Below are 16,004 nucleotides of genomic sequence, written 5' to 3'. Positions count from 1 at the left end.
CTCCGGCGTTTGAGGAGCGGGGGTTCGGGGGCGGAGCCCCCGAGTACGGGACGGGAAGGGGCGGAGGGGGCGAGAAAACCCAGGTCAGGGCGACGCCGGGGCGGAGTTCTTCGTGTCCGGGGTCTGCGTGGACCCGCCGTCCTCCTCCGAGGTGGCCAGCCACGTACCGACACCCACGGCCGCCACGAGGGCGACGGCAGCCGTCCCGAGCGTGATCCGCCGCCGCCGCGCGGAGGCCCGATGCCGCGCGGACCCCGGCCGCGGCGCCCCCGCCGCCCGCGGCACCCGCGCGGTCCCCCGCGCCCCACCCGCCAGCTCATCCGGCCCCGGCACCCGCATCGACGTATGGGTGTCCCGGTTCGAGTCGGGCGCCGCCCCCGGCACGAGCGGCACGGACCCGCGCCGCACCGGCGACGGCTCCCGGGGAGCGGCAGGCTCCGTCTCCTCGTACCCCTCGTCGTCACCGGACTCGGCGTCCGGGGAGTCCACGTCCAGCGGCGGCATCCCGGCCAGCAGCGGCAGCTGCTCCCGCAGCCGGTCCCCCAGCTCGGACGCCCGCAACCGCGACGCCGGCGCCTTCGCCAGGCACTGCACCATCAGCTGCCACAGCTCGTCGGGGATCCCGGGCAGCGGCACGACCGTCTCGGTCACATGCCGCCGCAGCACCGCCCCCGAGTGGCCGCCGCCGAAGGGGGTGAACCCGGCGAGGAGTTCGTACAGCACCGTCGCCAGCGCGTAGATGTCGACGGCGGCGCGCGGCGGCAGCCCTTCGATGATCTCGGGGGCGAGATAGTCGGGCGTGCCGATGATCTTCGTGGCGCGCGTCCGGCGGGGCGAGTCGATGAGCTTGGCCACACCGAAGTCGGTCAGCAGCGCGGGGTGCGAGCCGCCGGGTCCGAGTGGTCCCTGCATGTCGAGCAGCACGTTCTCCGGCTTCACGTCCCGGTGGACGACCCCGGCGGCGTGCGCGGCCGCGAGCCCGTCGGCGACGTCGGCGACGATCGCGACGGCGGCCTCGGGGGCGAGCCGCCGCTCCCGCTCCAGCCGGGTCCGCAGGTCCGTGCCGCGTACCAGGTCCATGACGAGCGCGAGGTCGTTGCCGTCGACGACGAGGTCCCGTACGGCGACGACGTGCGGGTGGTCGAGCCCGAGCAGCGCCGTGCGCTCCTGTACGAAGCGCCCCACGAGCTCCTGGTCGGACGCGAGGTCCTCGCGCAGCAGCTTGACGGCGACGGGCCCGTCGGGCCCCTCACCCAGCCACACCGTGCCGGCGCTGCCCCGCCCAAGAATCTGGTTCGCGGTGTACCGGCTGCCGATTTTCCGTGCCAAGACTGCTCCTACGGACGCGTGTTGTCGCTAAAAGTACGCGCCCGGAGAGCCAACCTTCACGCCGGAGCCGGAAATCACCCGCCAGGTGTCGACAAATCCCCAGACTCGGTTCCCAGAAGTCCCGAATTACCGCCCGAAGCCCCCTCTTACCGCCCGGGACTCGCTCCTACTGTTGGGTACTCCCGCCGAGATCCTCGACCCACTGGGTGACGGTGGTGAATGTGTCGGTCAGCTGCTGCCAGTACCCCTTGCTGGTACCGATCCATCCCTGAAGGGGACTCAACTCCCAGATCAGCCAACCGGCGACAAACAGAATGACCAGGGTGAAGAGGCACCCCTTGAGGCAGCCGAGCCCGGGAATCTTCATCGGGTTGGCACTGCGCTGCCGGGGCTCGCGCGGTTCCCGCGGCGCGGGCTGCTGCGGCTGCTGCGGCGCGGGCGCGTACCTCTGCGGCTGCTGGTGCTGCGGTGCGGGCTGCTGACGCCGGGGCTGCTGCCGCTGCGGCTGCTGGGGTTGCTGAGGCGCGTACTGCTGCGGTTGCTGCTGCTGCGGATAGCCGTAACCGGGCGGCGGCTGCTGCCCCTGTGGCCCGCCCTGCTGCGGGCGCTGCTGGGGCCGGGCGACCTGCCGCTGCGGGCGACGGCGCAGCGGGTCCTCGCTGGGGTCGAGGTACTGGACCTGCGTCGCCTCGTTGCGGTCGCGGGCCGCGCGTAGCTGGTTCTGCCAGGGGTGCGGGTCCTCGGGGCCGCCCTGTCCGCCCGGCTGGTTCGGCGGCACGGGAGGCATGACGGAGGTCGGGTCGGACGCGCCGCGAGTCGGCAGTACGGAGGTGGGGTCGGAGGCACCGGTGTGCGGGAGGTAGCTGGTCGCGGCGTTCGGGTCGTAGGAGCCCGCGCCCGTCGGCAGTACCTGGGTGGGGTCGGCGGCGCCGGGCATGCCGGGGACGGTCGCCGGGTCCGGGTCGGGGGCGAGCAGCGCGCCCACTCCCTCCGCGGCGGCGATCTGCGCGGAGTTGGCGTGCACACCGACGCCCGCGGCGACCGTACGCAGCCCGCGCGCGAGGTTCTCGGCGCTCGGGCGCTCGTCCGGGTTCTTGCGCAGGCAGCGCTCGATGACGGTCCACAGCGGGTCCGGGACGGTCGAGGGGCGGCGCGGCTCGGCGCTCAGGTGCTGGTGCAGCACTTCGAGCGCGGACCCGCCGCCGAACGGCGGGCGGCCGGTGACCAGCTCGTACATCAGGATGCCTGCGCCGTAGATGTCGACGGCGGACGTCTGCGGGCGCCCTTCCGCGGACTCGGGGGCGACATAGGCCGGCGTGCCGACGAACTCGTGGGTCCGGGTCAGGCCCGGGGAGTCCGCGAGCCGGGCGATGCCGAAGTCCGTCAGCATCGGGTGCATCTGGCCGTTCTGCTGCATGAGCAGGACGTTCGCGGGCTTCAGGTCGCGATGCACGACGCCGTCGGCATGGCTGGCGGCGAGCGCGTCGGCGACCTGCGCGGTGAGCAGGGCGGCGGCGACGGGGCTGAGCGGCCCGTTCTCGCGGAGGTAGCGGTGCAGGTCGGGGCCGTCGATCAGGTCCATGACGAGCGCGAGCAGATCGCCCTCGACGACGAGATCCCGTACCCGCACGATGTTCGGGTGGGTCAGCCGGAGGAGGACGGAGCGCTCCCGGAGGAACCGCATCACGATGTCCGGGTCGCTCGCGAGCTCTTCCTTGAGGACCTTGATCGCCACGGTCTCGCCGGGCTGGCCCTGGACGGCCGCCTCGGCCCCTGCCGTCTCCCGCTGCCGGGCGCGCCAGACGGTGCCCGTGGCACCGCGCCCCAACGGCTCCTCAAGGAGGTACTTGCTCCCTACCGGCCGCACGTCATGCGCTCCCTGCTGCTTGCTGCTCGTTGCTGATTCCGACCCACTGTAGTGCCGGGCCACATAGCACCGGGCTGTTGTCCTCCTGTGCTCGGCCCCGCATCCCGTACGCCCATGGTGGCTTACGTACCAGTTGCCGTACATGTTCGATGGAAAGACGCTCGGTCCGGTCGGTTGGTTGCCGAGACATGGACGTGACCGATCTCAAGCGGACACCGGTCGGGTACGGGTAGGGCACTGGTCAGGAACTTTTGTGGGCAGAGCCGACCAATCAAGATCACTTGCGGGTGGGGGCCGGGCGTGTTGTCAGTGGCAGGTGCGAGGATGCTTTCACTACTGGCCGACGTGCCCGTGTGCGGTGGGGGAATCTGCGGTGGGGGACCACTGCGACAGCCTCGTCCTCGTCGCGGACACCCGCGCGGAAGGGACCTCTGACGGCGATGCAGATCCGGCTGACCGTCGTAGACCCGCTGGGCCCGCCCTCGGAGCCGCGGGGACGTGCCGCGGCCTGCGATGTGCTGGTCACGGCCCCCGCGGGGACGGCACTGGCGGACATCGCCTCCCCCCTGGCCTCCGCGGTCGGCGGAAGCGACAGCCAGGTCGTGCTGTACGCGGGCACCGAGCGCCTGGACGCCCAGCGCTGCACGGTGGGCGAGCCGCCCCTGACGGACGGCGCCGTGCTGTCCCTGGGCGCCCCGGCGGAGCCCGGTCCCGACGTGGACGAGGTCGCCGCCCAGCTCCAGGTGATCGGCGGCCCCGACGCGGGCGGCGTGCACCTCCTGCACGGCGGCCAGATCCGCATCGGCCGCTCCGCCGACGCCGACGTGCCCCTGGACGACCCCGACGTCTCGCGCCTGCACTGCGCGGTCACCGTCACCCCCGAGGGCCGCGTCTCGGTCGCCGACCTCGGCTCCACGAACGGCACGACACTCGACGGCACCCGTGTGGACACCCGCCCGGTCCGCTTCGCACCGGGCGCCCTGCTGCGTATCGGCGAATCGGCCCTGCGGCTGGCCCCGCCCGCGAGTACGCCGTCCGTGGGGACCACACCCGACGGGGAGGGACACGTCCGGGTGAGCCTGCGGGGCGGCGCCCAGGAGGACGACACCGAGCCGGCGCGGCCCGCACCGACGGCGAGCGTGCCCCACGCGCGCGTAGGAGACACCTCCCGGGATTCCCAGGACCGGACCCCGCCCGGCGGTGAGACACATCACGCCTACGGCTCGGCCGAGTGGGGAGCCGCGGAAGGCGCCCACACACCCCAGGCGCCCGGCCCGGTCGTACCGGAACAGGCCGGGGCTCCCCGGATCGAGACCAGGGAGTCCGCCGCCGCCCCGTACGCCGAGGACACGGACGCGCACGCCTCCGGCCCGGACACCCGGAGAGGCACTCCCCTCCGAGGCATGGACATGCCGTCAGGCGCCCGCAGGCGAAGCGGCCTCGGCGCCTGGGCCCGCCGGCTGACCCAGGGACGCGGAGCGTCCGAGGCCGGACGGGACATCTACGACTACGACTACGACGAAGAGGGCGACGGAGAGACCGCGCCGGAGAAGGACCTCCCCGTGGCGCCGACGCGCGCGTCGGAGAGCTGGCCCGACCCCGCGACGCTGCTGCTCACCGCCCTGGGACCCGGCCCCCGCCTGTGGGAGCGCGGCCCGGGGCACCCGCAGGCCCTGACGGTCCGGCTGGGGACCGCGGACCGCGCGGCCCACGACGGTTCCGGCCCGCTGTCCGCCGTGCCGGTCACCGCCGACCTTCGAGAGGCCGGCGCGCTCGGCCTCGCGGGTCCACGGGAGCGCCTCACGGGACTGGCCCGCGCGGTCGTGGCGCAGCTCGCCGGGCTGCACTCGCCGGACGCGCTGGAGATCGTCCTGATCAGCGCGGACCGTTCCCGCACGGTCGAGGAGCGGACCGCCGAGTGGTCCTGGCTCGGCTGGCTCCCGCACGTCCGCCCCACCCACGGCCAGGACTGCCGCCTCCTCCTCGCCTACGACCGCGAACAGGCCACGGCCCGCACCGACGAACTCCTCCGCCGCCTCGACGACCACCCACCGACGCCGGACACCTCCCGTGACGACGCGACCCGACGCCCTTCGTGGGCCCAGGCCGAGCACCCGCGGGACGGCGCCTTCGACGGGCCGTTCACGGTCGTCGTCGTGGACGGCGACCCCGGCGGCGCCGACGTGCGGGATTCCGTGGGACGACTGGCCCACGAGGGTTCGCGGGCCGGCATCCACGTCATCTGCCTGGCCGAGACGGCATCGGCGTCCCCGGCGTCCCCGGTGACCGCCACGTACGAGGCGGCGTGTGAGACGTCACCCCCGTTCCGCGAGTGCGGCGCGGTGGCGCTGCTCAGCGGGGACGTGGCCACGGCCCTGCGACTGCTGCGGGTGGCACCGGGCGCCGACCCGGAGCCGAAGGACCGCCCCCGCGGCAAGTCCCCCCACGCTGACCCCACACGTGAGGGACAGGCCCACACCCCGCCCGCCACGGTGAACCTCACCGACGGCTCCACCCACCTGGGCTTCCGCTACGAGAGCGCACCCCACGACCACCTGGCACCTTCTCTCCACGCGGCGGGCTCTCTCACCGCGGGCTCCGCTTCCTCCTCGGGCCACCTGCCCCGTGGCCCGGTCGGCCGCGGCACGGTCGCCACGGTGGACGCGGTGTCGCTGCCGTGGGCGGAGCGGTTCGCCCGCGCGTTGGCCCCTCTGCGTACGGACGGCCCGCAGGGGGAGCGGCACGCACGGGTGTCCGTACCACTGCCCCAAATGGCACGGCTGCTGGACGAGTTGGGGCTGGCACGGGCCACCCCGGCTTCCCTGATGGCCCGTTGGGCGGACGCGGGCGACGATGCCCAGACGCTGGGCGGGCGCGGCTGGGCCGTGCTCGGGGCGGGCCCCCGCGGGCCGGTCTGCGTGGACCTCGCGACGGAGGGCCCGCATCTGCTGATCGAGGGCCCGCCGGGCAGCGGCCGTACGGAACTGCTGCGTTCCATCGCCGCCTCCCTCGCCGCCGCCGAGCGCCCGGACCGGCTGGGGATCGTCCTCATAGACGGGCGGGACGGCACCGGCACCGCGCAGGGCGAAGGGCTCCGCGTCTGCACGGACCTCCCCCACGTCACCACGCACCTCGCCGCCAACGACCCCGTACGGATGCGGGAGTTCGCGCAGTCCCTGAGCGCGGAGCTGAAGCGGCGGGCGGAGCTGCTCGGCCGGCTCGACTTCACGGAGTGGCACACCCGGCGCGAGGTGTCCGGGCGGATCATCACGCAGCGGGCGGCGGGCGGCGGGTCCTCGTCCGGCGCCGCGGACATAGACGCGCCGCCCAGTTCCACCATGCGGCTGCGGCCCGCGGCGGCGCGGCAGCGTGCGGAGCCGGGGCCACCGCTCGCCCGTCTCGTCGTGGTGGTCGACGACCTGGACGCGCTGTTCTCTCCCGCGCTGGGGTCGCTGGGGCGTCCTTCGGCCGGGTCGGTCGTACGGGCGCTGGAGGCGGTCGCCCGGGAAGGGGAGCGGCTCGGGGTGCATCTCGTGGCCGCGGCCGGTGTGGAGGGGCGTACGGGGGATTCCGAGCTGGCCCGTTCGTCGGCGTTGCGGGTCGCGCTCGACGCGGCGGCGACGGTGGCCGGGCCGGACGATCCCGCCCCCGGGCGGGGGCGGCTGCTCGGTCCCGACGGCCGGGTCACGCCCTTCCAGGCCGGCCGGGTCACCGGGCGCATTCCCCGTACGGCGACCCTCCGCCCCACCGTCGTGCCCCTCGAATGGCACCGCATGGGCGACCCTCCGGCCCGCCGTCCCATCCGCGAACTCGGCAACGGCCCCACGGACCTGGCCCTCCTGGCCAGCGCCCTCGAACGCGCCGCCCGCTCCGTCTCAGCCACCGAAGTCCCCTCCCTCCTCTGACCCCCTTTCCTCGCCCCCTCCGCCCCTACCCATCCCATACCTGGGGGCTGCGCCCCCAGACCCCCGAACGCCCGAAGGGCTCGTCCTCAAACGCCGGACGGGCTGAATACAGCCAGCCGGAACTGATAGGGAAAGCCGCCCACCGGCGGGAGGGGCCGGGGGCCGGTACATCACATGCCCGTCGCGTACGTTCGCGTCACCGGACCCGTCTCCACTCAACCGGCGTTTGATCCGGCGGCGACGGGCGGATGTACCGGCCCCCGGCCCCGACCCACCCACCAACCCCGGCGTACAGGCACCCCGGCCAGGGACCCGCACGTCACGACGCGGTCACGATCGCTCTCTTGACAGCGTCGGCGCTCTTGCCGCCCGAACAGACACGGGCGTACACCAGATCGCACGGGACAGCGCCGGACGTTCGACGAGGAACGATGAACGGGGCAGAGATGCGCAGCACGATCCGCACACGCAGGACGCCGAAAACGTACAAGTCAGCCCGAGCCACCCAAACCGCCACAGCCGCCCTCACCGCAGGCCTGCTCGCCGTCGCCCTCACCGCATGCGGCGGCGACAGCGACAGCGACGACGACCCCGGCGGCACGGACAGCGGCGCGAAGGAAAGCGCCTCCTCCGTCCAACTCCCCAAGCTGGACGGCCAGACCCTGGAGGTCGCGGCCGTCTGGACCGGCCCGGAGCAGGACAACTTCACCAAGGTCCTGGAGGAGTTCGAGAAGCGCACCGGCGCCAAGGTCAACTTCGTACCGACCGGCAACAACACCTCGACCTTCCTCGGTACGAAGATCGAGGGCGGCAAGCCGCCGGACGTCGCGTTCCTCCCCCAGGTGGGCGTCCTGCACCAGTTCGCGGAGAAGGGCTGGCTGAAAGACGTCGGCCCCGAGGCCCAGGCCCAGCTCGACAAGAACTTCTCCACGGGCTGGAAGGACCTCGGCGCGTTCGAGGGCAAGCAGTACGGCATCTACGTGAAGGCCGCCAACAAGTCCCTGGTCTGGTACAACACCGCGGCCTTCGAAGCCGCGGGCATCACCGACGCCCCCGCCACCTGGAAGGATTTCATCGCCACCGCGCAGACCCTCTCCGACGCCGGCTCCCCCGCCGTCTCCATCGGCGGCGCCGACGGCTGGACCCTCACCGACTGGTTCGAGAACGTGTACCTCTCCCAGGCGGGCCCGGAGAAGTACGACCAGCTGGCCACGCACGAGATCAAGTGGACGGACCCGTCCGTCAAGGACGCCCTCACCACGCTCGCCGAGCTGTGGGGCAAGGACGACCTGATCGCGGGCGGCCGCTCGGGCGCGCTCCAGACGGAGTTCCCGAAGTCGGTGACGCAGACGTTCTCCGGGGACACCCCCGCGGGCATGGTCTTCGAGGGCGACTTCGTGACGGCGAACATCAACGCGGACACCAAGGCGAAGGTCGGCACGGACGCGAAGGTCTTCCCGTTCCCGGCGGTCGGCGACCAGGCCCCGGTGGTCAGCGGCGGCGACGTCGCCGTGGCGCTGAAGGACGGCAAGGGCGCCCAGGCGCTGATGACCTTCCTCGCCTCGACGGACGCGGCCGAGATCTGGGCGGCCCAGGGCGGCTTCCTCTCCCCCAACAAGGCGATGGACCAGGCCACTTACAAGGACGACGTCACCCGGGACATCGCCAAGGCGCTGCTCGCCGCGGGCGACGACTTCCGCTTCGACATGTCCGACCAGGCCCCCGCGGCGTTCGGCGGCACGGCGGGCATCGGCGAGTGGAAGGACCTCCAGGACTTCCTGCGGAACCCCTCGGACGTGGCGGGCGCCCAGAAGAAACTCGAGGCCGACGCCGCCAAGGCGTACAAGAGCAGCTGACGGCGCGCGGTATGTCGTCTTCAGCGGTGAGGGCGGACGGTGCCGGCGAACTGCCGGCGCCCTCCGCCGGAACCGGAACCCCGCGCAAGAGCGTGACCGGGACGAAGCTGCGGGTGGCGGTGCTGTTTCTGCTGCCCGCCCTGCTTCTGCTCGGCGCGCTCGTGGTCTACCCGATCGGGTACTCGGTCTGGCGCAGTCTCTATGACGCCGACGGTTCGGGCTTCGTCGGCCTGGACAACTACATCGACATCTTCACCACCGACTCGACGCTCACCGCGGTGCGGAACACCGCGATCTGGGTCGCCGTCGCCCCGGCACTGGTCACCGTCCTCGGTCTGATCTTCGCGGTGCTGACCGAACGGGTGCGCTGGGGCACGGCCTTCAAGCTGATCGTCTTCATGCCGATGGCGATCTCGATGCTCGCCGCGGGCATCATCTTCCGGCTGGTGTACGAGCAGGACCCGGACCAGGGAGTCGCCAACGCGATCGTCACCTCGGTGCACGACGCGTTCGTCGACTCCTCCGTCTATCCGAAGGCTAGACCGAACGCCCAGGTGAGCGACCTGAAGGCGTCCGGCGGCGGCTCCTTCACCAGTACGGGAACGGTCCAGGCGGGCTCACCGGCGCTCCTCCCCCTCGTGGGCATAGCGCCGAACAAGCTCCCCGGCTCCCCCGAGGACGCCAAGGCGGCGACGGGCGAGGGGATCACGGGCACGGTCTGGCTGGACTTCAAGCTCGGCGGGGGCGGCGAGAAGGGCGCGGTCGACGCGGGTGAGAAGGCGCTGAAGGGCGTCAAGGTGGAGGCGGTGAAGGACGGCGAGGTCGTCGCCTCGGCGACCAGCGGAGCCGACGGCACCTTCACGCTCCCGGAGGCGGCGGACGGAGCCCAACTCCGTTTGCCCGGTTCGAACTTCTCGGCTCCCTACAACGGCATCGACTGGCTCGGCCCGACCCTGGTGACTCCGGCGATCATCGGCTCGTACGTCTGGATGTGGGCGGGTTTCGCGATGGTGCTGATCGCCGCGGGCCTGGCGGGAGTCGACCGCAATCTCCTGGAGGCGGCGCGGGTGGACGGCGCGAACGAGTGGCAGGTGTTCCGAAGGGTCACCGTGCCGCTGCTCGCCCCGGTCCTGATCGTCGTGCTGGTCACGCTGATGATCAACGTGATGAAGATCTTCGACCTGATCTACATCATCGCGCCGCAGCCCAGCCAGGACGACGCCAACGTGCTCGCCCTGCAACTGTTCCAGTCCTCCTTCGGCGGCGGCGGCAACTACGGCGTGGGCAGCGCGATCGGCATCATCCTGCTGCTCCTCGTGCTGCCGATGATGTACGTCAATCTCCGCCGACTCAGGAAGGAGCGCCAGCGGTGACCGCTCTCGACACGTCCGTACGCGCCAAGCGCTCCCTCGCCTCCCGGATCGCGAGCCGGGCGGCCGGCGGCGCGCTGCGCGTCTTCCTTTTCCTGGTCGCGCTGTTCTGGCTGGTGCCCGCCTTCGGCCTGCTGGTCTCGTCGTTCCGCGACCCGACCGACATCGCCGCGTCGGGCTGGTGGAAGGTCTTCTCGGCCCCCGCCCAGCTCACCACGGCCAGCTACCGGTCGCTCCTGGAGAACGACGACGTCACCGGCGCCCTCTTCAACACCGTCTACATCACCGTCCCGGCGACGCTGCTGGTCGTCGTCATCGGCGCGATGGCCGGATACGCCTTCGCTTGGCTGGACTTCAAGGGCCGTGACTGGTGGTTCATGGCGGTGGTGGCGTTGCTCGTCGTACCCGTGCAGGTGGCGCTGATCCCGCTCTCCGACCTCTTCGGGAAGATCGGGATCTTCGGCGACATCATCGGTGTCGTCCTCTTCCACGTGGGCTTCGGACTCCCCTTCGCGATCTTCCTGCTGCGCAACTTCTTCGCGGAGATCCCGCGTGAACTCCTGGAGGCGGCACGCCTGGACGGTGCGGGAGAGGCACGGCTCTTCGCGACCGTCGTCCTTCCGCTGGCCGCGCCCGCGATCGCCTCGCTCGGGATCTTCCAGTTCCTGTGGGTGTGGAACGACATGCTGGTCGCGCTGGTCTTCTCGGACTCGAACTCGCAGCCGCTGACGGTCGCCCTGCAGCAGCAGGTACGGCAGTTCGGCAGCAACATCGAGGTGCTGGCGCCGGGTGCCTTCATCTCGATGGTGATTCCGCTGGCCGTGTTCTTCGCGTTCCAGCGGCAGTTCGTGTCGGGGGTGATGGCGGGCGCGGTGAAGTAGCCGCGCGGTACGCGGTGAAGCAGCCGTACGACAGGCGAGTTGAGGGGCGGTCCGGAAACCGGGCCGCCCCTTCGCGTTCACCGCGCGGTCCCCCGGATGCCGCGACCGGCGTAACCAAGTCACCCCCGCGGCCGTTCCCGGGCAGGTATGCCCGCGCCGACCCATGGATGTGCCTTGCCCCGGTTCAGTGTCATCGTCCCCGCGTACAAGGTTCAGGCGTACTTGAGCGAGTGCCTCGAATCCGTCCTCGGCCAGTCCTACCCCGACCTCGAAGTCGTCGCGGTCGACGACTGCTCCCCCGACGCCTGCGGGGCGCTCATCGACGAGTTCGCGGCCCGCGACGCCCGTGTCAACCCCGTCCACCTGCCGCGCGACGCGGGCCCGGCGGGCGCCCGGGACGCGGGCCCGGCGGGCGCCCGGGACGCGGGCCTCACCCACGCGACCGGCGACTACCTGCTCTTCCTGGACGGTGCCGACACCCTCACCCCGGACGCGCTGCGCGCCGTCGCCGACCGGCTGAAGGAGACCTCGGAACCGGACGTGCTGGTCTACGGCCACGCGCGTACGGACCGGTCGGGCGAGACGGTCCGCGACCCGCTGGCCCAGCAGCAGCTGTCGGAGGAGGGGCCGGCGCCCTTCCGGCTGGATTCCCGGCCGGGGCTGCTCACGGTCCCGACGGTGGTCTGGAACAAGGCGTACCGGCGGGAGTTCGTCGAGCGCGAGGGCTTCACCTTCCCGTCCGGCCACCACGGGCACACTCCGTGGACGTACCCGGTGCTGATGTCCGCCGACTCGATCGCCACCCTCGACCGGGTGTGCGTCCACTCCCGCGGACGCGGGCGGGGCGGCGTCCTCGACACCGGCGGCGCGGGCCAGTTCGACGTCTTCGAGCAGTACGACGGTGTCTTCGCGTATCTCGACGCGCGTCCGGAGCTGGCCCACTGGCGCCCGGTCCTGTTCCGCCGGATGGCCGACCACCTCTCCGCGCTGTCCGTGGGACCCGGCCGCCCGGCGCCCGGCTCCCGTGCCGAGTTCCTGCGCAAGTCCCGTGCCCACTACCGCCGTTACCGCACGGCGGGCGCGAAGGTCCGGCTCCGTGTCCGGCTGCGGCACGCGCTGGTCCGCTTCGGCGCCCACCGCGTCCACCGGCTCCTCTGCCTGGCGTCTAGCCTCAACAAGCGTGCGGTGAAGCTCGGTTCGAGGCTGTTCCGCCGGTCACGCGGCGCCGCTCTGCGGCTCCACTACCGCGTCCAGCGCCGTCTTCCGCTGCGCGCCGACCGTGCCGTCTTCTCCAGCCACCGGGGTCGCGGCCACGGCTGCAACCCGGGCGCCCTGGAGTCGGCGTTCCGCTCCCTGGCACCGCACATCCGCACCGCGTGGATCGCGCGCCCCGAGCACCACCACACGATCCCGGCCGCGACGCGCCGGGTCCGCCCCGGTTCGGCCGCGTACTGGACGGCACTGGCGCGCTCCAAGTACCTGGTGAACAACGTCGACTTCGGCCGTGACCTGGTCAAGCGGCCCGGCCAGATCATGATCCAGACGCAGCACGGCACCCCGCTCAAGCGCATGGGCCTGGACCTCCTGGACCGCCCGGCGGCCGCCCGCGACACCGACTTCGCCGAGCTGCTGCGGAGTGTCGACCAGTGGGACTACTGCCTGTCCGCCAACCGCCACTCCACCCTGGTCTGGGAGCGCGTGTTCCCGGCCGCGTACACGACGCTGGAGTACGGTTCGCCGCGCAACGACGTCTTCCAGCAGGCGACTTCGGCGGACGTGAGCCGGATCCGCGAGTCGCTCGGCATCCCCGAGGGCACGGTCGCCGTCCTGTACGCGCCGACGTACCGCGACTACCGCCGCACCCAGCGGCACACCCTCGACCTGGAGCGCGTGCTGCGCCAACTCGGCCCGCGTTTCGTGGTGTTGACCCGCGCCCACCACTCCTACGACGCTCCCCTCACGCGAGCCCCGGGCGGCCGTCTCATCGACGTCACCGACCACCCGAGCGTCGAGTCGCTGTGCCTGGCCTCGGACGCGCTGGTCACCGACTACTCGTCCCTGATGTTCGACTACGCCAACCTGGACCGCCCGATCGTCGTGCACGCCGATGACTGGGAGGCGTACGAGGCGGCCCGAGGCACCTATTTCGACCTGCGCGCCTTCCCGCCGGGCGCGGTGGCCCGCAGCGAGGACGAGCTGGTCGACATCTTCGCGTCGGGGCACTGGCGCGGCTCCCGCTCCACCCAGCTGCGGGCCGCGTTCCGCGAGCGCTTCTGTCCGTACGACGACGGGCGCGCCGCCGAGCGGGTGGTCCGCCGGGTCGTCCTCGGGGAGGGCGAGACGCCGGTCGTGCCGCGGGCGGACCGGCACCCCGTCCCGTCGGCCGCGGCAGCCAGGCCGGGATCGCCCCTCGCCACCGTGCCACGGCCCGGCGGGCCCGTGTCGGTGCCCGTCACCGAGTACCTCTGAGAACCGGATCGCCCATGTCCTCCAGCAGGCCCACACCCAACCGTCCCGTCACCTGGAGACCGGCGGGACGACCGGGCCGGGTGCGCACCGGCTGACACCGGCTTCACTCGATGAGGTGACGGGCGGCTAGGCGGTCGACGGTCGCGGGGATGCATGACGAATGCCCCGAGCCGTCGCCCAGCCCCGCCCCGCCGCCCGGTGAGCGCCGACGTCCTCCTGCGGCGGGCCGTGCGCGGCGCCACCGCCCTGCGCGGCGGTGCCTCCTGGCGTCCGACGCCCTACCAGGTCTTCGGCGGTCTGTTCTGGCTGGTGATGTCGCTCGCGTACTGGCGTGTCCCGCAGTGCTGCGACGCCGGACAGCACGCGGCGGTGGTCGAACGGCTCAGGGCGAGCCTGCTGAGTCCGCGCCACCCGACGGCGGACCTGCCGGGCGCGGGCAGCCCGTACTACTCGCCCTACGCCGTCACCGAGGGAGCCTTCGCCCGGCTCACCGACCTCGGCGGCTGGGCGGTCCTGCGACTGGCCGGCCCGCTGAACCTGCTGGTCCTGCTGACCGGCCTCGCCCGCTTCGTCCGCGTCCTGGCGCCGCGCCGCATCTGGGCGCCCGTGCTCGCGCTCTTCGCGACGACCCTCCTGTGGGGCACCGAGAGCGCCTGGTGGAGCGGCTCCCTCGGACTGCTGCCGATGACCGGGAACCTCGGTGACCCGTCCATGTTCGCCATCGGACTGACCTTCTGGGCCTGGGCGTTGACAGCAACCCGCGCGGCCGGCGGCGACGGCCCGGTCCGGTACGTCGGCCCGAGCGGGCTGCGCGGCTTCCCCGGGTACGCGGGAGTCGGCGCCCTGTACGGGCTGATCCTGCTCGTGCACCCGGTCACAGGTCTCGCCGCGGCGCTCGGCGCGGTGGCGGTCGTCGCGGGCACGCAGCGCCGGTGGCGGCCGGCCGTCGCGGGCAGGTGGGCGCTGACGGGCGGGGCCGCACTGCTGGTGGCGTACTGCTGGCCGTACTTCGACGTCTTCGCGGTGACCGGACACCCCGGCCTCGACGCGACCTACGAGCGGCTCTACGAGGGGATGCCGGGCCACTTCTGGCTGGCCCTGGCCGCTCTGCCCGCCTTGTGGCTGCGGGCGCGCGGGTCGGTCCGGGACCCGCTGGTGCTCATGTTCGTGCTGGAGTGCGCGCTGGTGGCGTACGGCTGGGTCAGCGGGCATCACGCGTACGGCGGGGCCGTGGGGCTCGCGCTGGTACCGGCGCAGATCGCGCTCGCGGTGGAACTGGCGGCGCCCCGGCCCTGGCCGGTGCGGCGGCGGGTGCTCGGGGTCGTGGCGGCCGCCGCGGTCTGCGCCGGTTTCCTGACCGCGCAGGCGGGTGCGGTCGTGCCGCGCTCGCTGGACCCGGTCGGCTTCGAACAGCCGCCGCGCGCGCCCACGTACGCCTGGGCGGCGCGTTACATCGAGCCCGGCGAGGCGGTCGTCGTGGACGGCCGTGACGCGGTCCGGCTGCTGCCGGGCCACGGGGTGGACCTCGTCGCGCCCACGCTGCCCGATCCCGCCCTCGACGAGCGGGAACGGCAGCGGCGGCTCGCGGCGGTCCGCGCCTACCTCGCCCCGACGTCGACCCGCGCCGAACGCACCGCCGTGGCCCGCCGCCATCACGTGCGCTGGCTGCTGCTGACTCCCCGGCAGCGGATGCCGGAGGAGGCGGTGGCGGTGGCGTGGAGCCGGGAGACCGGCGAGGTGCTGGCGCGGGTGGACGCGGGGGCGGGTGCTACGCGGTCCGCCGAGCCTGTTCGATCCGCTCGACCTGCTCGAACTGCTCCAACTACTCGATGACGAGCTCGACCGGGATGTTGCCGCGGGTCGCGTTCGAGTAGGGGCAGACCTGGTGGGCCTGCTCGACGAGCTTGCGGCCGGTGGCCTCGTCGACGGTGTCGGGCAGCTCGATGCGGAGCGTGACGGCGAGAGCGAAGCCCTGGCCCTGCTTGCCGATGCCGACCTCGCCGGTCACGGAGGCCTCGCTGACGTCGACCTTCGCGGCGCGGCCGACACCCGCGAGGGCGCTGGCGAAACAGGCGGCGTAACCGGCGGCGAACAGCTGCTCGGGGTTGGTGCCCTTGCCGCTGCCGCCCATCTCCACCGGAATGCCCAGCTGGAGGTCGAGCTTGCCGTCGGAGCTGACGGCGCGGCCGTCACGGCCGTGGGTGGCGGTGGCGACAGCGGTGTAGAGCGTGTCCATGCGGACCATCCCTCTCAGGTCGGGGTCTTGCCGGGCGACCGGTCCGGCCGCCCACAGCCATAATTAGAGCACGCAATTCAATTGTGCACAA

The 16,004-nt window shown here is 72.7% G+C and carries 9 protein-coding genes; 6 read left to right on the top strand and 3 right to left on the bottom strand.

Annotated elements, in window-relative coordinates:
• Window positions 1-84 precede the first annotated feature (84 nt).
• The gene (locus tag ACIP79_RS15935; protein ID WP_401223513.1) at window positions 85-1,329 is read right to left on the bottom strand and encodes a serine/threonine-protein kinase; all 1,245 of its coding nucleotides are present in this window, start codon (window positions 1,327-1,329) and stop codon (window positions 85-87) included.
• A gap of 166 nt (window positions 1,330-1,495) precedes the next feature.
• On the bottom strand, window positions 1,496-3,196 hold the full coding sequence (locus ACIP79_RS15930) for a protein kinase (protein WP_401223511.1): 1,701 nt from the start codon (window positions 3,194-3,196) through the stop codon (window positions 1,496-1,498).
• Window positions 3,197-3,636: 440 nt separating this feature from the next.
• On the opposite strand from ACIP79_RS15930, the gene ACIP79_RS15925 reads away from it, so the two are divergent.
• The 6 genes from ACIP79_RS15925 to ACIP79_RS15900 all read left to right on the top strand — a co-directional run bounded on the left by ACIP79_RS15925 (window position 3,637) and on the right by ACIP79_RS15900 (window position 15,510).
• The gene (locus tag ACIP79_RS15925; protein WP_401223509.1) at window positions 3,637-7,101 is read left to right on the top strand and encodes an FHA domain-containing protein; all 3,465 of its coding nucleotides are present in this window, start codon (window positions 3,637-3,639) and stop codon (window positions 7,099-7,101) included.
• 446 nt (window positions 7,102-7,547) lie between these two features.
• Window positions 7,548-8,957, top strand: coding sequence for an ABC transporter substrate-binding protein (locus ACIP79_RS15920; RefSeq protein WP_401223507.1), 1,410 nt, complete (start codon window positions 7,548-7,550; stop codon window positions 8,955-8,957).
• An 11-nt stretch (window positions 8,958-8,968) separates the two neighbouring features.
• On the top strand, window positions 8,969-10,330 hold the full coding sequence (locus ACIP79_RS15915; RefSeq protein ID WP_401223506.1) for a carbohydrate ABC transporter permease: 1,362 nt from the start codon (window positions 8,969-8,971) through the stop codon (window positions 10,328-10,330).
• Entirely contained in the window at window positions 10,327-11,208 is an 882-nt protein-coding gene (locus ACIP79_RS15910) for a carbohydrate ABC transporter permease (protein WP_401223504.1), read from the top strand. Before ACIP79_RS15915 ends, ACIP79_RS15910 begins: the two co-directional genes overlap by 4 nt.
• A 174-nt stretch (window positions 11,209-11,382) precedes the next feature.
• Window positions 11,383-13,677, top strand: a complete 2,295-nt coding sequence (locus ACIP79_RS15905) for a CDP-glycerol glycerophosphotransferase family protein (RefSeq protein ID WP_401223502.1) — start codon at window positions 11,383-11,385, stop codon at window positions 13,675-13,677.
• Window positions 13,678-13,875: 198 nt separating this feature from the next.
• A complete protein-coding gene (locus ACIP79_RS15900; protein WP_401223500.1) occupies window positions 13,876-15,510 on the top strand; it encodes a hypothetical protein in 1,635 nt (544 codons plus the stop codon).
• Here ACIP79_RS15900 and ACIP79_RS15895 read toward each other — a convergent pair.
• Entirely contained in the window at window positions 15,500-15,913 is a 414-nt protein-coding gene (locus ACIP79_RS15895) for an organic hydroperoxide resistance protein (RefSeq protein ID WP_383681954.1), read from the bottom strand. The two genes, ACIP79_RS15900 and ACIP79_RS15895, sit on opposite strands and share 11 nt — an antisense overlap.
• Window positions 15,914-16,004 lie beyond the last annotated feature (91 nt).

The sequence above is a fragment of the Streptomyces sp. NPDC088747 genome (genome assembly GCF_044751025.1).
Lineage (GTDB): Bacteria > Actinomycetota > Actinomycetes > Streptomycetales > Streptomycetaceae > Streptomyces.
This window is presented reverse-complemented; position numbering and strand designations above follow the sequence as displayed.